The sequence below is a fragment of the Streptococcus sp. 27098_8_75 genome, from assembly GCF_041432475.1.
GTDB classification, from domain to species: Bacteria; Bacillota; Bacilli; order Lactobacillales; family Streptococcaceae; genus Streptococcus; species Streptococcus gordonii.
Genome location: NZ_JAPVZR010000001.1, coordinates 625867 through 644989, shown reverse-complemented (window position 1 = coordinate 644989; position 19123 = coordinate 625867). Strand labels below are relative to the sequence as shown.

At 38.9% G+C, this 19123-nt stretch carries 20 protein-coding genes; 18 read left to right on the top strand and 2 right to left on the bottom strand.

Going from position 1 to position 19123, the window contains the following annotated elements:
- The first annotated feature begins 175 nt into the window (after positions 1 to 175).
- The 6 genes from rodZ (at position 176) to O3640_RS02995 (ending at position 4809) form a co-directional block, all read left to right on the top strand.
- Positions 176 to 1006, top strand: a complete 831-nt coding sequence (gene rodZ, locus O3640_RS03020; protein ID WP_195321801.1) for a cytoskeleton protein RodZ — start codon at positions 176 to 178, stop codon at positions 1004 to 1006.
- Between the two features lie 8 nt (positions 1007 to 1014).
- Positions 1015 to 1554: a CDP-diacylglycerol--glycerol-3-phosphate 3-phosphatidyltransferase gene (gene pgsA / locus O3640_RS03015; protein WP_008808050.1), complete on the top strand. Its 540-nt coding sequence runs from the start codon at positions 1015 to 1017 to the stop codon at positions 1552 to 1554.
- Between the two features lie 3 nt (positions 1555 to 1557).
- Complete coding sequence (locus O3640_RS03010) at positions 1558 to 2382, top strand: energy-coupling factor ABC transporter ATP-binding protein (RefSeq protein WP_045772982.1); 825 nt, start codon at positions 1558 to 1560, stop codon at positions 2380 to 2382.
- Complete coding sequence (locus tag O3640_RS03005; protein ID WP_195321800.1) at positions 2367 to 3206, top strand: energy-coupling factor transporter ATPase; 840 nt, start codon at positions 2367 to 2369, stop codon at positions 3204 to 3206. Before O3640_RS03010 ends, O3640_RS03005 begins: the two co-directional genes overlap by 16 nt.
- Entirely contained in the window at positions 3199 to 3993 is a 795-nt protein-coding gene (locus O3640_RS03000) for an energy-coupling factor transporter transmembrane protein EcfT (protein WP_061603299.1), read from the top strand. Before O3640_RS03005 ends, O3640_RS03000 begins: the two co-directional genes overlap by 8 nt.
- A gap of 186 nt (positions 3994 to 4179) precedes the next feature.
- The gene (locus O3640_RS02995; RefSeq protein WP_060971118.1) at positions 4180 to 4809 is read left to right on the top strand and encodes a LysM peptidoglycan-binding domain-containing protein; all 630 of its coding nucleotides are present in this window, start codon (positions 4180 to 4182) and stop codon (positions 4807 to 4809) included.
- 76 nt (positions 4810 to 4885) lie between these two features.
- Here the strand turns inward: O3640_RS02995 and sdaAA are convergent, their stop codons facing one another.
- Both sdaAA and sdaAB read right to left on the bottom strand, forming a co-directional pair.
- The gene (gene sdaAA / locus O3640_RS02990) at positions 4886 to 5758 is read right to left on the bottom strand and encodes an L-serine ammonia-lyase, iron-sulfur-dependent, subunit alpha (protein WP_011999574.1); all 873 of its coding nucleotides are present in this window, start codon (positions 5756 to 5758) and stop codon (positions 4886 to 4888) included.
- An 8-nt stretch (positions 5759 to 5766) separates the two neighbouring features.
- A complete protein-coding gene (sdaAB, locus tag O3640_RS02985) occupies positions 5767 to 6438 on the bottom strand; it encodes an L-serine ammonia-lyase, iron-sulfur-dependent subunit beta (RefSeq protein WP_045772597.1) in 672 nt (223 codons plus the stop codon).
- 325 nt (positions 6439 to 6763) lie between these two features.
- On the opposite strand from sdaAB, the gene O3640_RS02980 reads away from it, so the two are divergent.
- From O3640_RS02980 to O3640_RS02925, 12 genes are all read left to right on the top strand, one after another.
- Positions 6764 to 7327 (top strand): LysM peptidoglycan-binding domain-containing protein, encoded by a 564-nt coding sequence (locus tag O3640_RS02980; RefSeq protein ID WP_061603297.1) that lies wholly within the window; start codon positions 6764 to 6766, stop codon positions 7325 to 7327.
- A 209-nt stretch (positions 7328 to 7536) separates the two neighbouring features.
- On the top strand, positions 7537 to 8658 hold the full coding sequence (mnmA, locus tag O3640_RS02975) for a tRNA 2-thiouridine(34) synthase MnmA (RefSeq protein ID WP_195321797.1): 1122 nt from the start codon (positions 7537 to 7539) through the stop codon (positions 8656 to 8658).
- Between the two features lie 19 nt (positions 8659 to 8677).
- Positions 8678 to 9292, top strand: coding sequence for a MarC family protein (locus O3640_RS02970; RefSeq protein ID WP_002894248.1), 615 nt, complete (start codon positions 8678 to 8680; stop codon positions 9290 to 9292).
- Between the two features lie 146 nt (positions 9293 to 9438).
- Complete coding sequence (mnmG, locus tag O3640_RS02965) at positions 9439 to 11358, top strand: tRNA uridine-5-carboxymethylaminomethyl(34) synthesis enzyme MnmG (RefSeq protein ID WP_045772599.1); 1920 nt, start codon at positions 9439 to 9441, stop codon at positions 11356 to 11358.
- 342 nt (positions 11359 to 11700) lie between these two features.
- Positions 11701 to 13680: a DHH family phosphoesterase gene (locus O3640_RS02960; protein ID WP_371586626.1), complete on the top strand. Its 1980-nt coding sequence runs from the start codon at positions 11701 to 11703 to the stop codon at positions 13678 to 13680.
- A complete protein-coding gene (rplI, locus tag O3640_RS02955) occupies positions 13677 to 14129 on the top strand; it encodes a 50S ribosomal protein L9 (RefSeq protein ID WP_011999581.1) in 453 nt (150 codons plus the stop codon). Before O3640_RS02960 ends, rplI begins: the two co-directional genes overlap by 4 nt.
- A 26-nt stretch (positions 14130 to 14155) precedes the next feature.
- On the top strand, positions 14156 to 15511 hold the full coding sequence (gene dnaB / locus O3640_RS02950) for a replicative DNA helicase (protein WP_045772601.1): 1356 nt from the start codon (positions 14156 to 14158) through the stop codon (positions 15509 to 15511).
- 1 nt (position 15512) lies between these two features.
- A complete protein-coding gene (locus tag O3640_RS02945; RefSeq protein WP_011999582.1) occupies positions 15513 to 15803 on the top strand; it encodes a Veg family protein in 291 nt (96 codons plus the stop codon).
- Positions 15804 to 15927: 124 nt separating this feature from the next.
- Positions 15928 to 17115 carry a pyridoxal phosphate-dependent aminotransferase gene (locus O3640_RS02940; RefSeq protein ID WP_195321795.1) on the top strand — a complete coding sequence of 396 codons (1188 nt, stop codon included), beginning with the start codon at positions 15928 to 15930 and terminating at the stop codon, positions 17113 to 17115.
- Complete coding sequence (gene recO, locus O3640_RS02935; RefSeq protein WP_045772603.1) at positions 17093 to 17875, top strand: DNA repair protein RecO; 783 nt, start codon at positions 17093 to 17095, stop codon at positions 17873 to 17875. Before O3640_RS02940 ends, recO begins: the two co-directional genes overlap by 23 nt.
- A complete protein-coding gene (gene plsX, locus O3640_RS02930; protein ID WP_045772604.1) occupies positions 17872 to 18873 on the top strand; it encodes a phosphate acyltransferase PlsX in 1002 nt (333 codons plus the stop codon). The genes recO and plsX overlap by 4 nt, the downstream gene beginning before the upstream one ends.
- Complete coding sequence (locus tag O3640_RS02925; RefSeq protein ID WP_008808067.1) at positions 18870 to 19109, top strand: acyl carrier protein; 240 nt, start codon at positions 18870 to 18872, stop codon at positions 19107 to 19109. The genes plsX and O3640_RS02925 overlap by 4 nt, the downstream gene beginning before the upstream one ends.
- Positions 19110 to 19123 lie beyond the last annotated feature (14 nt).

The window sequence follows — 19123 nt, the reverse complement described above, 5'->3', positions numbered from 1 at the left end:
AGGATATAAAACATAAAAAATGAAACAAAGATCTAGTCCCTAGTATTATCTTTGTAAGGCTGATTCATGTTATTGGCTATGAAATCTAGATTTTATAAATATGATAAACTTTAAAGCTTGTGACATCTGGCTTGGGCACAGCTTTTTCTAGTATTTTTTAGAGGAATTTGAACGTATGAGAAAAAAAACGATAGGTGAGGTATTAAGGTTAGCTCGAATTAATCAGGGACTAAGCCTAGAAGATTTACAACAAAAAACAGATATTCAGTTAGATTTATTAGAGGCTTTAGAAGCAGATGATTTTGATAAACTACCTAGTAGTTTTTATGCCAAATCTTTTCTCCGTAAGTATGCTTGGGCAGTAGACTTAGATGAAAAAATCATTTTAGACGCCTACGAATCAGGTAGTATGGTTACTTATGATGAAGTAGATGTTGATGAAGAAAATATGGGGAGAAGAAGAAGCAATAGACAAAAAACATCTTATTTGCCACTTTTCTATTTTTCTGTCATTTCGTTGGCAATCATTGCCTTTGTAACTTATTATGTCTGGCAGTATGTTAACCAGATGGAGACGGAAACTGAGAATTCAGCCTCTTCAAGTTATAGTGTGGTTAAAAGTGAAGGATCTTCAGAATCCGCTTCAAGTAGCTCTAATCAGACTAGTTCTTCCTCAACTACATCATCTAGTAGTAATGCTTTGACAGTTTCTGGTAGTGGACAGAATCTTACAGCTACTTATTCTGGGGCAAAAGATCCTGTAACCATCAAATTATCCGTCACATCTGCAACTAGTTGGGTCAGTGTGTCAGGAACAGATTTGGACAATGGGGTTGTTTTATCTTCAGAAAATCCAAGTGTAACAACTACTGTGTCTCCTGGTTCATCTACAGTTATCACCTTAGGTGTTGTAGAGGGTGTAACGGTCTCTGTAAACAATCAGATTATTAATACTTCTGCAATCAATACCCAATCGGGAACGATTACTTTAACAATCAATAATTGAGAATGCTTATGAAAAAAGAAAATATTCCAAATGCATTGACGCTCCTGAGAGTGGCGTTAATCCCAATTTTTATTCTATTACTAACCCTTGGTTCATCTAAGACTGCTCATGTCATTGCTGCGATTATCTTTGCGGTGGCCAGCATTACTGATTATTTGGATGGATATTTAGCTCGTAAATGGAAAGTTGTTACTAATTTTGGGAAGTTTGCTGATCCGATGGCAGACAAACTTTTAGTTATGTCAGCATTTATCATGCTGATTGAAATGAAAATGGCACCTGCCTGGGTGGTAGCTGTGATAATTTGTCGAGAATTAGCTGTGACCGGATTGCGTCTTTTATTGGTAGAAACGGGAGGAACTGTTTTAGCTGCAGCGATGCCCGGTAAGATTAAAACATTTACACAGATGTTTGCTATTATCTTCCTACTAATCCATTGGACGCTTTTAGGACAAATCTGTCTGTATATTGCTTTAATCTTTACAATATATTCTGGTTATGACTATTTCAAAGGGAGCGCCTATCTCTTTAAAGATACCTTTAAATAAATGATGAAAAATATTATCGAAGTACACAACCTCAAATATAAATACGACAACGATGCTGAAGAATACATTTTAAATGATGTAACGTTTCACGTGAAACAAGGTGAATGGTTGTCCATTGTTGGTCATAATGGGAGTGGTAAATCGACTACGATTCGTTTGATTGATGGCCTTTTAGAAGCTGAAAGTGGAGAAATTTTTATCTTAGGTGATCAACTGACTCCAGAAAATGTTTGGGAAAAACGTCGTCACATTGGAATGGTTTTTCAAAATCCAGACAATCAATTTGTTGGAGCAACTGTAGAAGACGATGTGGCTTTTGGTTTGGAAAATCAGGGAATGGATCTTGAGACTATGGTTGAGCGAGTAAATGAAGCGCTTGAGATCGTAGGGATGCAAGACTTTAAAAATCGTGAACCAGCTCGTCTTTCTGGAGGGCAAAAACAGAGGGTGGCTATCGCAGGAATAGTGGCTCTTCGTCCGGATATTATTATTTTGGATGAAGCGACTAGTATGTTGGATCCAGAAGGACGTTTAGACCTGATTCAAACAGTGAAACGCATCAAAGATGAGAATCAAATGACGGTCATTTCGATTACACATGACTTGGATGAAGTTGCACTTAGTGACCGTGTTTTGGTCATGAAAAAAGGAAAAGTAGAATCAAGCAGTACAGCTAGAGAGCTGTTTTCAAGATCAGATTTACAGGAATTAGGACTTGATGAACCCTTTTCAAATCAAGTCAAGGCAACCTTGAATGAAGATTTTGATTTGCCAGCTGACTATCTAACAGAAAAAGAATTGCAGGAATCTTTATGGGAATTACTTTAAAGAATGTTAGTTATACTTATCAAGCAGGCACACCGTTTGAAGGGCCTGCCCTTTTTGATGTGAATTTGGAAATTAAAGATGGCTCTTACACTGCTCTAATTGGTCATACTGGTAGTGGAAAATCTACTATTTTGCAACTTTTAAATGGCTTGTTGACACCTTCTGTAGGAAGTGTCACTGTTAATGATATAGAAATTACAGCTACTTCTGTTAATAAAGACATAAAGCAAGTAAGAAAAAAAGTTGGTTTGGTGTTTCAATTTGCAGAAAGCCAAGTCTTTGCGGAAACAGTTTTAGATGATGTGGCATTTGGTCCACAAAATTTTGGAGTTTCTAAAGAAGAAGCGGAATGTTTGGCGCGTGAAAAACTTCTTTTGGTAGGAATTTCTGAGGACTTGTTCTCACGTAGTCCTTTTGAGCTTTCAGGAGGACAAATGAGACGAGTAGCTATTGCTGGAATCCTAGCAATGGAGCCTGAAGTTTTAGTCCTTGATGAGCCGACAGCTGGGTTAGATCCAGCAGGTCGTAAGGAACTAATGGAAATCTTCCAAGGTTTACATGAGGATGGTATGACTATTGTGCTGGTAACTCATTTGATGGATGACGTGGCAAATTTTGCTGATACTACGTATGTTCTGGAGAAGGGACATTTAGTGAAAAGTGGTTCTCCAAAGGATATCTTTCAGGATGTGGAATTTATGGAAAAAATCCAACTGGGAGTCCCTAAGATTACAAAATTTGCTCAAGGTCTGGTAGAAAAAGGTTTAAACTTGCCTAATTTACCGATTACAATTACTGAATTTAAGGAGATACTGCATGGATAAGATGATTTTAGGGCGGTATATTCCGGGTAATTCTCTGATCCACCGTTTGGATCCTAGAAGTAAACTATTATCTATGTTCTTGTTTGTTTTAATTATTTTTTGGGCAAATAATTTAGCAACAAACCTTTTGCTTTTTGTTTTTACATTTTTTTTAGTTTTTCTTTCTAGAGTCCCCATTGGATTTTTTGTAAAAGGTCTCCAATCTATGCTTTTCTTAGTTGCCTTTACGACTATTTTTCAGCTCTTATTTACTACAACGGGAAATACTCTTGTCCAATTTTCCTTTGTTCGCATTACAGATATAGGCTTAGCACAAGCAGGCATTATTTTTAGTCGATTCGTTTTGATCATTTTTTTCTCAACATTGCTCAGTTTGACTACAATGCCTTTAAGTTTGGCGGATGCGGTAGAAGCTCTCCTAAAACCTCTGACCATTTTTAAATTCCCAGTGCATGAGGTAGGCTTGATGTTATCAATGAGTTTACGATTTGTACCAACCTTAATGGATGATACTGTTCGAATTATGAACGCTCAGCGAGCTCGAGGAGTGGATTTTGGTGAGGGAAACATTGTACAAAAAGTGAAATCCATTATACCGATTTTGATTCCTTTATTTGCTTCTAGCTTTAAAAGAGCGGATGCTTTAGCTATTGCAATGGAAGCGCGTGGTTATCAAGGAGGAGATCAGAGAAGTCGCTATAGACAGTTAAAGTGGCAAAATAAAGATTCCTATGCGATTCTTGTCTTATTAATTTTAGGCGCTATATTATATTTGCTAAAAAATTAATGTCAAGTCTAGGTTTTGTGTTAATTTCACATATTATTTAAAATTAATATGTAGAAATACGATGGATAAGGCAATGTTGGTGTTTAAATAAAATACATTTGTAATTTTTGTAATCCTATTTTAAATAACCTGTAATATTTAAAGTGTATGATGGAACTATCAGTGAAAAGGAGAACCAGAATTATAATGAAATTACAACCAATGAAAGGTGCCTTCGCATTTGTTGCTACAGCAGCTACCCTATTTTTGACAGGAGTTGTAGCTAAGGCAGACACATATACAGTAAAAGCTGGCGACACCTTGTCAAAAATTGCAAAAGAAAAATCTACAACTGTTGAAAGCTTAATTAAATTAAACAAGCTTGAAAATCCAGATTTAATTTTTGAGAATCAAGTGCTAGAACTTGGTGATACAAAAGCTAATAAAAAAGCTCCAGCTGTTGCTGCAGCACCAGGACCAGCTACACAAACTAATCAAGCAGCACCTGCACCAGTGGCAACTATTACAGTTCCTGCACCATCAGCTAACTATTCTACCTATAATTCTACACCTGTTCTTGCCAACGGTAATACAGCAGGTGAGACAGGTACTTATGCAGCAGCTCGCATGGCTGAGCTGACAGGAGTTTCTGCTTCAACTTGGGAAGCAATTATTGCTCGTGAATCAAATGGTCAAGTAAACGCCTATAATGCTTCAGGTGCTAGTGGATTATTCCAAACTATGCCAGGATGGGGTTCTACAGCAACTGTTGAAGATCAAATCCAATCTGCATACAATGCCTATAATGCTCAAGGTTTATCAGCTTGGAATTATTAATATAAAATTAAAAACGGCTTTGAGCCGTTTTTTTATGTTATAAAAATCAATAGGTTTACACATTTGTCAATCTGTGTTATTCTCCAAATATCTCTTTTGAAAGTCTGCGACCTGTAGGTGTTGTAGCTAAGCCACCTTCAGCCGTTTCTCGGAATGCAGTAGGCAGACTTGACCCGACTTGATACATGGCGTCAATGACTTCATCAACAGGAATTTTAGATTCGATTCCAGCAAGAGCCATATCTGCTGCAATAAAAGCATAACTGGCTCCCATAGCATTTCGCTTGACACATGGCACTTCTACTAGACCAGCCACAGGGTCACAAATTAACCCCAGCATGTTTTTGATGACAAAACAAATAGCTTGGCTAGCCTGAAAAGGTGAACCTCCAGCAGCCAGAACTAAAGCAGCTGCGCTCATGGCAGAAGCAGAACCAACCTCTGCTTGACAGCCCCCTTCAGCACCTGAAATTGAGGCGTTATTGGCAATGACTAGGCCGAAAGCACCTGCAGCTAACAGAAAGTTCAGCTGTTCTTCTTCTGAGAGTCCTAATTTTTCAATAGCAGATGTAAGGACAGCAGGTAGACAACCAGCACTACCAGCCGTTGGTGTGGCACAAACCAAACCCATTTTAGCATTATGCTCATTGACAGCAATAGCATTTTTTGCTGCAGTCAGTACAGTGTGATCTGACAATGTTTTTCCAGATTGGATATAGTGGTCAAGTTTTGCTGCATCTCCGCCAGTCAATCCGCTGCGAGACTTGCTTTCATCAAGTCCAAGAAGGACAGAGGCTTTCATGACTTCTAGATTGCGACCCATCAGTCTCAAGACTTCATCTCTTTCGCGACCAGTCAATTCATACTCAGTAGCAATCATTAGTTCTGCAACATTTCCTTGGTAATCCAAGTCAGCTTGCTCTACTAATTCTTTTATAGAATAAAACATATTTTCTCCTACTTAAAGAAATTTACATTATGTAGATGAGGAATGTTTCGAATTTCTTCGACAGCTTCTTCACAGCTACGGCTATCCACTTCAATAATCATTATTGCTTTCTCGCCAGCTTTTTCACGTGTGACATTCATTTGAGCAATGTTGATATTGTAGCGTGAGAGGGCCTCGGTAACGTGAGCAATCATACCAGGGACATCTTGATGAACAATAATAATAGTAGGTGTGTTCATGCTGAGGGAAACTGAAAAACCATTCAGCTCTGTTACTTGAATATTGCCCCCTCCAATAGATACCCCAGTAACACTAATTGTTTTATGATCGTTTTTTATTGTAATTTTCGTTGTATTGGGATGTGGAGCATTACTATCTTTTTGAATAGACCAGACAACTTTGATGCCTCGTTTATGGGCTATTTCTAGACTATTGGGAATCTCTGGATCATCCGTATCCATTCCTAAGATTCCTGCTACAAGAGCTAAATCAGTTCCGTGTCCTCGATATGTTTTAGCAAAAGAATTAAAAAGCTGAAATTCCACTTCAGTAGGTTCATCGTTAAATATAGAATAGACTATTTTTCCAATACGAACGGCTCCTGCTGTATGGCTACTAGATGGTCCAATCATTACAGGGCCAATAATATCAAAAACAGATTGAAATCTTAATGATGTCATGATTTCTCCTCGTGTAAAGTTCTATCTTCATTATAACAAAGTTGAGGGGTATCTGCTTCATTTTTAAATAAAAAATTATAAAATAACAAATCATATAAATTAGGATAATCATTTGAAAAACAAAATAAAATTTCTTATTTTAAGCCTTTTATAAGCTTTCTTTTTCTAATTTAAACAATTTTGTAACATTTATCATATACTTTAAAAATAGAGGTAACATAGAATCTGTATGATAGGAGTATAGCAAAATGATAGATATGAGACCAAGAAAAAATCATGAACTTCATGTATTTCGTTTTGCTAGTTACAAGAAAAGGAGAAGAAAATGCAAGTAAAGACATTTTTAAAAAATAAAAAAAATACAGTAAAGACAGGTGTGGTAAGCTTAGCAGCTTTAGCTTTATTCCTACCAGTAATAGCAAACGCTGATAGTTATACCGTGAAGTCAGGAGATACACTTTCTGCTATTGCGTCAGCTAATAATACAAGTGTTGAAAAGCTAGCTGAACTGAATAAAATTTCTGATGTAAATCTTATCCATGTTGGACAAGTCCTAGAAGTAGGAGGACAGAAGGAAAACAAGACAGAAACTGCACCAACTACAACAACGCCTGAGGTTAACAATACGAATACAAACACAGCAAATGCTTCTTCAGGTTTAAGTGCGGAAGATGCAGAAGCTAAAGAATTTATCGCTCAAAAGGAATCAAGTGGTAGTTACACTGCTCAAAACGGTCAATATTATGGTCGATATCAATTAACCATTACATACTTGAATGGAGATCTCTCGCCTGAAAATCAAGAGAAAGTGGCGAATGAATATGTAACAAGTCGATATGGTTCATGGTCAGCTGCTAAAAACTTTTGGCTAGCAAATGGCTGGTATTAAAAGGAAACTCTCAATTTTGAGAGTTTTTCTTTACACTATTGTAAACATTCTTGACAAAAAGTTAACTGGGCTAGTAGAAGGAAGCATTCTCTATTTGTTTGTTCTTATAAAAATTTCGTGCTATAATAGAGCTTGCTCAAGCGACCTTCAATCGTTGAAAGCACAGCACGACCTTCAATCGTGAAATAACGAAAAGATGGGAGAACACAATGAGTGATAACTCTAAGATTCGTGTCGTTGTTGGTATGAGCGGAGGTGTCGATTCATCAGTAACTGCTTTGCTCTTAAAAGAGCAAGGTTATGATGTAATTGGCATCTTCATGAAAAACTGGGACGACACAGATGAATTTGGTGTCTGTACAGCTACAGAAGACTACAAGGATGTGGCAGCTGTTGCAGACCAGATTGGCATTCCTTACTACTCTGTCAACTTTGAAAAAGAGTATTGGGATCGCGTTTTTGAATACTTCTTGGCGGAATACAGAGCTGGTAGGACTCCAAATCCAGATGTCATGTGTAACAAGGAAATCAAGTTTAAAGCCTTCCTTGATTATGCCTTGACACTGGGTGCAGATTACGTTGCAACAGGTCACTATGCTCAGGTGAAGAGAGACCAAGATGGCTTGGTTCACATGCTGCGTGGCAAGGACAACAATAAGGATCAGACTTACTTTTTGAGTCAACTGTCACAGGAACAACTGCAAAAGACTATGTTTCCTTTGGGCCATTTAGAAAAGCCAGAAGTTCGAGCAATTGCTGAAAGAGCTGGTTTAGCTACAGCTAAGAAAAAAGATTCGACTGGCATTTGCTTTATTGGTGAGAAGAATTTTAAAGAATTTCTGAGTCAATATTTACCAGCCCAGCCTGGTCGCATGATGACCTTGGAAGGCCGAGATATGGGCCAGCATGCTGGCTTGATGTATTATACCATTGGCCAGCGGGGTGGTCTTGGAATTGGTGGTCAGCACGGTGGAGATAATGAGCCTTGGTTTGTGGTTGGAAAAGACCTCAGCCAAAATATCCTTTATGTGGGTCAAGGCTTTTACCATGACAACTTAATGTCAACCAGTCTTGACGCTAGTCAGGTTCATTTCACAAAAGAAATGCCAGAAGAATTTACTATGGAATGTACAGCTAAGTTCCGTTATCGTCAGCCTGATAGTAAAGTTACTGTAAAGGTTAAAGGTGATAAAGCAGAGGTTATTTTTGCTGAACCTCAGCGTGCTATTACACCTGGTCAAGCCGTTGTTTTCTATGATGGTCAGGAATGTTTGGGCGGCGGTATTATTGACCAAGCGTATAAAGACGGAAAAGTTTGTCAGTATGTCTAACTGGAGTTAAGTAAAAACGATGAGTTCTCAATTTTTTTATGCATTTATGGCATTTTTCGCTATAATGAACCCAATTTCAAATCTTCCTGCTTACATGGCTTTAGTAGCAGATGATAGTCAAAAAATTTCACGAAAAATTGCTTTTAGGAGTCTTTTGATTGCCTTTGTTATTGTAACTGTTTTTATCTTTTCAGGAGATTTCATTTTTAAAGTATTTGGAATTACAATTGTTTCTTTCAGAATTGCTGGTGGAATATTAGTGGCCGTTATCGGTTATCATATGATTAATGGTAATCATTCACCCAGCTATAAAGGAATGGAGCAGCAAGCAGTAAATTCAGATCCAATGTCTATTGCTATTTCTCCTCTTGCAATGCCACTTTTTGCGGGACCAGGTACAATTACAACTGCTTTAAGTCTGGCTAATGGAGGTTTGCAGAATCAACTGATAACCGTAGTTGCTTTTGCTCTACTATGTGTCATCACTTATCTCCTGTTAAGAAGTGCAAAACAAATTGCAGGCTTCTTGGGAGAAAATTTGATGAAAATTATAACGAAAATGATGGGACTTTTACTATTCTCGATAGGAATACAGATGATTATCGTCAGTGTGCAGACCTTGCTCAAACAGTGATTTGCATTGACAAAACGATTTGATTTGATAAAATAGCTTTAACAATAGTCATGATGGTCAAAGCTCATGGATGTTGCAGGCTTTTTTGTCCTGCACTTCTGGAGACTTGGCCTTTTTTGGTGAAAAAAAAAACGAAGGAAAAAGAAATGTCACACAATTTTACTGAAAGTTATGATATTATCGTGATTGGAGCAGGGCATGCTGGGGTTGAGGCATCGCTGGCTGCTAGTCGAATGGGTTGCAAGGTTCTTTTAGCAACCATCAATATTGAGATGCTGGCTTTTATGCCCTGCAATCCTTCTATCGGAGGGTCTGCTAAAGGGATTGTCGTTCGTGAAGTAGATGCTTTGGGTGGGGAGATGGCCAAGAATATTGACAAGAGCTATATCCAAATGAAGATGCTCAATACTGGTAAAGGACCCGCTGTTCGGGCTCTTCGGGCCCAGGCGGATAAGGAAGTTTACTCCAAAGAAATGCGGAAGACTGTTGAAAATCAAGAAAATCTGACTCTGCGGCAAACCATGATTAATGAAATCTTGGTAGAAGATGGTAAGGTCATTGGGGTTAAAACAGCGACCCATCAGGAGTATGCAGCTAAAGCTGTTATTGTTACGACTGGAACAGCTTTGCGGGGAGAAATTATTATTGGTGATCTCAAGTATTCATCTGGTCCAAACCATAGCTTAGCAGCCATTCCTTTAGCAGATAATCTGCGTGACCTAGGATTTGAAATTGGTCGTTTTAAAACTGGAACTCCTCCACGTGTTAAGGCGTCATCTATCAATTATGATGTGACTGAGATTCAGCCAGGTGATGAAAAAGCCAATCATTTCTCTTACACATCTCGTGATGAAGACTATGTGAAAGATCAAGTGCCTTGCTGGTTGACTTATACCAATGCAGAAAGTCATGAAATTATCCAAAATAACCTGCATCGTGCTCCTATGTTTTCAGGTATCGTTAAGGGTGTGGGTCCTCGCTATTGCCCGTCAATTGAGGATAAGATTGTCCGTTTTGCGGACAAGGAACGCCACCAGCTTTTCTTAGAACCTGAGGGTCGTGATACAGAAGAAGTTTATGTACAGGGGTTGTCAACTAGTTTGCCAGAAGATGTGCAGAAGGACTTGGTTCACTCTATCAAGGGTCTAGAAAATGCCGAAATGATGCGGACAGGCTATGCCATTGAGTACGATATGATTATGCCTCACCAGTTGCGGGCAACCTTGGAAACCAAGAAAATTTCTGGGCTCTTTACAGCAGGTCAGACAAATGGAACTTCTGGTTATGAAGAAGCCGCTGGTCAAGGGATTATTGCTGGGATTAATGCGGCCTTGAAGATCCAAGGTAGGCCAGAATTTATCTTGAAGCGTAGCGATGGTTATATTGGAGTCATGATTGATGATTTAGTGACCAAGGGAACCGTAGAACCTTATCGCCTCTTGACTAGCCGAGCTGAGTACCGTTTGATTCTCCGCCATGACAATGCCGATATGCGTTTGACAGAGATGGGACGAGAAATTGGTCTGGTTGATGATGACCGCTGGGCTCGTTTTGAGATTAAAAAGAATCAGTTTGACAATGAGATGAAGCGTTTGGAATCTATCAAACTAAAGCCTGTTAAGGAGACAAACGCTAAGGTAGAAGCGCTAGGCTTTAAGCCTCTGACAGATGCAGTGACTGCCAAAGAATTTATGCGGCGTCCGGAAGTGTCTTACCAGGATGTAGTTCAGTTTATTGGTCCAGCTGCAGAAGAGCTTGATGAAAAGATAATTGAGCTGATTGAGACAGAGATTAAGTATGAAGGATATATTTCTAAAGCTCTCGATCAAGTTGAAAAGATGAAGCGCATGGAAGAGAAGCGCATTCCAGCTAATATTGACTGGGATGATATTGATTCGATTGCGACAGAAGCAAGACAGAAGTTTAAGAAAATCAATCCAGAAACAATTGGTCAGGCGAGTCGTATTTCTGGTGTCAATCCAGCAGATATTTCTATTTTGATGGTTTATTTGGAAGGAAAAGCACGTAGTATTTCAAAAAATAAAGAAAAACAAAACCACGTTTAATAAAAAACGTGGTTTTTACACTATATTTACAACATTGTAAATATAGTGTAAATAATATTCACCTGATATGGATTGAGTTTAAAAGCTTGTGAAAAAAAGAACTTTTAATTATTAAACATGACTAAATAACTAGCTTTCTTGAGTAGAGTAACCAATATGTTTACTTTGCTGTAAAATTGTTTTACAACTATGACAACAAACAATTAACTAGAGGATGATGCAATCCATCGAGAAATAATTACTAAGTTTACAAAAAGTTTAAACATCACAAATAAGCTTAGAACCAGTAGAAACTCGCTTTTTTCTTGAATTTATGGTAAAATGGCGGATAAGAGGTTTGTGATGAAAAAATTTCATTTTGCCCCAATTCACTTTGTAATGCTGGGCGTTATTTCTTTTGGAATCTTAGCAGTTTTACTGCGAGCGTTTGGTGAAGGAACGCTTGTTTTGCTTGCTGCCTTCTTGGTGGTGGCCTTTTTGGTTTCCCTTCTAATTTATCAACAAAAGTTTTTTGAAACAGCAGAATTTGAACAAATTCAGTATGTCAATCACCATGCAGAAAATAGTTTAGCGTCTTTACTAGACAAAATGCCCGTTGGAGTTATTAAAATTAAAGAAGAAACTGGCGAAGTTGAGTGGTTTAATCCCTATGCTGAGTTGCTTTGTACAACAGAAGATGGGGATTTTGATACACAAATGCTGCAGCAGATGATGGAGACAGGTTTAGAAGGTTCTGGTCGCTACATGACAATTGGTGACAAGAAATATTCGATTTATCTGGATCGTTCCTCTAATGTTTTCTACTTTTTTGATGCTTCTAATGAGTATGATGCAACTGCAGAATTAGCAACTACACGACCTGTTATTGGTATTATATCTGTTGATAACTATGATGATTTAGAAGATGTTGTATCAGATTCCGATATCAGCCAGATTAATAGTTTTGTTGCCAATTACATTGCAGAATTCTCTGATCGCCATCGGATGTTTTATCGTCGTGTAGGTATGGACCGTTTTTATCTGTTTACAGATTTTACAGTACTAGATCAATTAATGCAGGATAAATTTTCAGTTATTGATCAATTTAGAATCGAGGCCAAGAATCGTGAAATTCCTCTGACTCTTAGTATGGGCTTTGCTTATGGGGATGGGGACCACGATCAAATCGGTAAAACGGCTTTGTTAAATCTAAACCTAGCTGAGGTTCGTGGAGGAGATCAGGCTGTTGTAAAAGAAAATGCTGATGGCAAGAATCCTATCTTCTTTGGAGGTGGCTCTGCTGCAGCTGTGAAACGTACACGTACACGTACTCGGGCCATGATGACAGCTATTTCGGATAAAATCCGTAGTGTTGATCAAGTTTTTGTTGTAGGTCATAAGAATTTGGATATGGATGCCTTGGGTTCGGCAGTTGGAATGCAACTTTTTGCAAGCAATTTAATTGATAAGACGTATGTTGTCTATGATCAGTATCAAATGGCTGCAGATATTGAGAGAGCTGTTACTAAACTCCAAGACGAAGGTCAGACTAATTTGGTAACTGTTGCAGAAGCTATGACGATGGTGACGGGAAACTCCTTACTCATTATGGTTGACCATTCTAAGCCCAGCTTGACCCTATCTAAGGATTTTTATAAACAGTTTTATCAGACTATTGTAATTGATCATCATCGACGGGATGATGACTTCCCAGAAAATGCTGTCATTACTTATATTGAAAGTGGAGCCAGCAGTGCTAGTGAGCTTGTGACGGAATTGCTTCAGTTCCAAAATTCTAAGAAAAATAGATTAAGTAAGATGCAAGCCAGTGTTTTGATGGCTGGAATGATGTTGGATACTAAGAATTTCACATCTCGCGTTACTAGTCGGACATTTGATGTGGCTAGTTATTTACGGACACGGGGCAGTGATAGTGTGACCATTCAAGATATTTCTGCAACTGATTTTGATGAATATCGGGCGGTCAACGAGCTGATCCTACGAGGAAATAAGATATTACCAAACGTCATTGTAGCTAGTGGACCAGAAGATAAGAGTTATCAGACGGTCGCAATCAGTAAGGCAGCGGACACCATGCTTGCTATGTCAGGTATTGAGGCAACCTTTGTTGTAAGTAAAAATACGCAAGGTTATGTTTCGATTTCAGCTCGAAGTCGAAGTAAGATTAATGTCCAACGTATTATGGAAAATATGGGTGGTGGTGGCCACTTTAATCTAGCAGCTGCTCAGATTAAAGATCTAACGGTTGCAGAGGTTACCCGGAAATTAAACCAAGAAATTATTGATGAAGTTATCAAAAAAGAAGAGGAGATAGTAGAATGAAAGTAATCTTTTTAGCAGATGTGAAAGGTAAGGGGAAAAAAGGGGAAGTAAAAGAAGTTCCTACAGGATATGCTCAAAACTTTTTGATTAAGAAAAACCTAGCAAAAGAAGCAACTGCTCAAGCTATTGGTGAGTTGCGGGGTAAACAGAAATCTGAAGAAAAAGCTCATGCTGAATTAGTGGCAGAAGCTCAAGCAATTCAGGCCAAATTAGCAGAAGAAGCGACTTTGGTTGAATTTACTGAAAAAGTTGGTCCGGACGGTCGGACATTTGGCTCTATTACCAGCAAAAAAATTGCCGAAGAGTTAGAAAAACAATTTGGTATTAAGTTGGACAAACGCAATATCAAAGTGGATTCACCGATTCGTTCAGTAGGTCTGATTGATGTTCCAGTGAAGATTTACCAAGATATCACAGGTGTCATCAATCTGCGTGTCAAGGAAGGATAAGTAAATAGGGGAGAGAGGAGTTCTTTATGGCAGAGATTGATGAATTACGAGCACAGCCTCAAGATATTTTAGCTGAGCAGTCTGTTCTGGGAGCTATTTTTCTTGATGAGAGCAAGCTCGTTTTCGTTCGTGAATATATCGAGCCAGCTGACTTCTTTAAGTATGCCAATCGTTTGATTTTCAAAGCCATGATTGATCTGGCTGATCGTGGTGATGCGATTGATGCGACGACTGTTCGCAATATTCTGGATAGCCAGGATGATTTACAAAACATTGGTGGACTCAGCTATTTGGTTGAAGTGATTAACTCAGTGCCAACCTCTGCCAATGCAGAATATTATGCTAAAATCGTAGCTGAAAAAGCTATTTTGCGTCGCTTAATTGCTCGGTTGACAGACTCTATCAATCAAGCTTACGATGGAGCCAGCCCAGCAGATGAAATTATTGCTGGGGCGGAGAAGGCGCTCATTGATGTCAGTGAGAATGCCAACCGTAGTGGTTTTAAAAATATTAAGGATATCCTAAATATCAACTTTGAAAATTTGGAAGTTCGTTCCCAGCAAACTTCTCATATTACGGGGATTGCGACCGGCTATCCTGAGTTGGATAAGATGACTACAGGTTTACATGAGGAAGAATTGATCATTTTGGCAGCACGTCCTGCGGTCGGAAAAACTGCTTTTGCCCTTAACATTGCTCAGAATATTGGGACCAAACTAGATAAGACTGTCGCTATTTTCTCTTTGGAAATGGGGGCAGAGAGCTTGGTAGACCGGATGTTGGCTTCTGAAGGAGTTATCAATTCTCATTCTATCCGTACAGGTCAACTAAGCGATGAAGAATGGCAGAAAGTAACCATCGCTCAAGCAAATCTGGCACAAGCCAGCATTTATATTGACGATACACCAGGGATTCGGATTACAGAAATTCGTTCACGGGCCAGAAAATTGGCCCAGGAAACAGGCAATTTAGGCCTAATTTTGATTGACTACCTGCAGTTAATCACAGGAACCGGACGCGAAAATCGTCAGCAAGAGGTATCAGAAATTTCTCGTCAGCTGAAGATTTTAGCAAAAGAGTTAAAAGTACCAGTAATCGCCTTGAGTCAGCTCTCTCGTGGAGTAGAGCAACGACAAGATAAACGGCCAGTACTGTCTGATATCCGGGAATCTGGATCTATCGAGCAGGATGCGGATATCGTAGCCTTTCTCTATCGGGATGATTATTATGATCGTGCTGGCGAGGAAGAAGAAGGTATTCCAAATAACAAGGTGGAAGTTATTATTGAGAAAAACCGGAGTGGCGCCCGTGGTACGGTAGAATTGATTTTCCAAAAAGAATACAACAAGTTCTCAAGTATTTCTAAAAGGGAGGAAGTATAAAATGAGTGATGCATTTACAGATGTAGCAAAAATGAAAAAAATTAAAGAAGACATCAAGGCACATGAGGGGCAGATTGTCGAGATGACTCTGGAAAATGGACGGAAGCGTCAAAAGGATAAAAAAGGACGTTTGATTGAGGTTTATCCTTCTTTATTTATAGTAGAATATACAAATGACAATGTTCCAGCTGGAGACTCTGCAAGTACTTATGTAGAATCTTATACTTACTCAGATATTTTGACAGAAAAGAACTTGATTCGCTATTTCGATGATGAAAGCGAAGAACAATAAAGAAAGGATACAAGATTGGGCTTGAGCTGCAATCTTTTTCCTTTTGTGTGATTACAGTCAGTTTTTGCGACGGTCTTTTATTTGTAGTATAATATTTGAAAAGATAAAGATATGGAGGCAATGTATGGATTTAACGAAACGTTTTAATAAGAATTTAGATAAAATTGAAGTATCGATGATTCGTCAGTTTGATCAGTCCATATCAAGTATTCCCGGGGTTTTACGCCTGACCTTGGGCGAGCCAGATTTTACAACTCCGAACCATGTAAAAGAAGCGGCTAAGGTTGCCATTGATGCCGATCAGAGTCATTATACCGGTATGAGTGGTTTGCTTGAGCTAAGACAGGCAGCGAGCGAGTTTGTCAAAGAAAAATATAATTTAGACTATAGACCAGAAAGCGAAGTGTTGGTGACTATTGGTGCAACAGAAGCTCTGTCTGCAACCTTGACAGCTATCTTAGAAGAAGATGATGTTGTTTTACTTCCTGCACCTGCTTATCCAGGATATGAGCCGATTGTTAATCTTGTAGGAGCAAAAATTGTCGAGATTGATACAACAGAAAATGATTTTGTCTTGACTCCTGAAATGCTAGAAAAGGCTATTTTGGAGCAAGGTGAAAAAGTCAAGGCTGTCATCCTGAACTATCCAGCCAATCCAACTGGTGTGACCTATTCTAGGGAGCAAATCCAGGAATTGGCAGCAGTGTTGAGTAAATATCCAGTCTTTGTGGTTTGCGATGAAGTTTATTCAGAGTTGACTTACAGAGAAGAGGCTCATGTTTCCATCGGTCAGTACCTACCTAAGCAAGCCATTGTTATCAATGGTCTTTCCAAATCTCATGCTATGACTGGTTGGCGATTAGGCTTTATCTTTGCGCCTGCTGAGTTTACCGCTCAGATCATCAAGAGCCACCAATATTTGGTAACAGCTGCAAATACTATGGCACAATTTGCAGGGGTAGAAGCCTTATCAGCTGGAAAAGACGATGCTCTTCCTATGAAGAAGGAATACATCATAAGGCGAGATTATATCTTAGAAAAGATGAGGGACTTGGGCTTTAAAATTATAAAACCGGACGGTGCTTTTTATATCTTTGCTAAGATTCCGGATGGATTTACGCAGGATTCATTTGCTTTTCTGAAAGATTTTGCTGAGAAAAAAGCAGTTGCTTTTATTCCAGGTGCAGCTTTTGGCCAGTATGGGGAAGGTTATATTCGGCTTTCTTATGCAGCTAGTATGGAGGTCATTCAAGAGGCTATGAAGCGACTCAAGGAGTACATGGAAGAATATGATGCAGTCCATCACGAGTAAAGCGCTGGTACTCTATAATCGAAACTTTCGTGAAGATGACAAATTAGTAAAAATATTTACAGAACAGGCTGGCAAGCGTATGTTTTTCGTGAAACATGCCACCAACTCTAAGCTGAGTCCTGTTATTCAGCCCCTTACCTTGGCAAATTTGCTTATGAAGGTGAATGATGATGGTCTGAGTTATATTCAAGATTACCAAGATGTCCAGCCTTTCACTCGGATTAATAGTGATTTGTTCATCATGGCCTATGCGACCTATGTCGCTGCCTTGGCAGACGCTAGTATTCCGGACAGTCAACCAGATGCTGCTCTTTTTGCCTTTCTGACAAAAACCTTGGAGCTAATGGAAGAAGGTTTAGACCATGAGATTTTGACAAATATTTTTGAAGTTCAGATTTTGTCCCGTTTTGGTGTCTCTCTGAATTTCCACGAATGTGTCTTTTGTCATCGAACTGGACTACCTTTTGATTTTTCCTTTAAATTCAGTGGTGTCCTTTGTCCTGATCACTATCATGAGGACGATCGTCGCTGTCATCTCCATCCCAATATCCCATTCTTACTTGATCAATTTCAGGCAGTAGAATATAGCACTCTGGAAACTATTTCACTAAAAGCAGAAATTAAACAACAACTACGCGAATTTATAGATCAAATTTACGACGATTATGTTGGAATTCATTTGAAATCAAAGAAATTCATTGATTCTCTAGGAGACTGGGGAAGTATTTTAAAAGATAAAGAAAATAAGGAGTCAATATGAAAAAAATTGCCATTGATGCTATGGGAGGCGATTTTGCCCCTCAGGCCTTGGTAGAAGGAGCTAATCAAGCTCTTCAAGAGTTTTCAGATATCGAGCTGATTTTATATGGAGATGAGGCCAAGATCAAGCAGTATCTGACTGCAAGTGAGCGAGTTAGCATTGTCCACACAGATGAAAAGATTAATTCTGATGATGAGCCAACCAAGGCCATTCGTCAAAAGAAGAACTCTAGTATGGTCTTAGCTGCTAAGGCTGTTAAAGCAGGAGAAGCAGATGCTGTTCTTTCTGCTGGGAATACAGGTGCACTTTTAGCGGCAGGCTTCTTTATTGTAGGCCGTATTAAAAACATTGATCGACCAGGTCTGTTGTCAACTCTACCAACCGTTGATGGTCAGGGATTTGATATGCTGGATTTAGGAGCAAATGCAGAAAATACCGCTCATCATTTGTATCAGTACGCCAAGTTAGGATCTTTTTATGCTGAGAGTGTGAGAGGAATTAAGAAACCACGTGTAGGTCTTTTGAACAACGGGACAGAAAGTAGCAAGGGTGATCCTTTACGTAAGGAGACCTATGAACTACTTGCTGCAGATTCCTCTCTTAATTTTATTGGAAATGTGGAAGCGCGTGAGTTGATGAATGGTGTAGCTGATGTTGTAGTGACAGATGGATTCACCGGAAACGCAGTCTTAAAGTCTATTGAGGGAACAGCGCTCAGCATTATGGGGCAGCTTAAGAAGAGTATTTTAGGTGGTGGTCTCAAGGCCAAGTTGGGTGCCTTACTTCTAAAAGATAGTCTGAAGGAACTAAAGTCTAGACTAGATTATTCTGATGCTGGAGGAGCCGTATTATTTGGTCTAAAAGCGCCAGTTGTTAAGACTCATGGCTCAAGTGATGCAAAAACAGTTTGCAGTACGATTCGTCAAATTCGAACAATGCTACACACAGATGTGGTTGGTAAATCAGTTACAGAATTCTCAAAGGAGGAAACACAATGACGCAGGAAACAATCTACCAAAAGATCGTATCTATCATTCAAGAACGCCAAGGTAAAAGTTTTGAGGTAACTCCGGAATTAAGCTTTAAGGATAACCTTGGGGCGGATTCTGTTGATATGATGGAGTTTATTCTGACCTTAGAAGACGAATTTGGAATTGATATTTTAGATGAAGATATTGATCGTCTATGCAGTGTTGCAGATGTAGTAGCATATATTGAGAAAAAAACAAAGTAGGCCTTGACCTACTT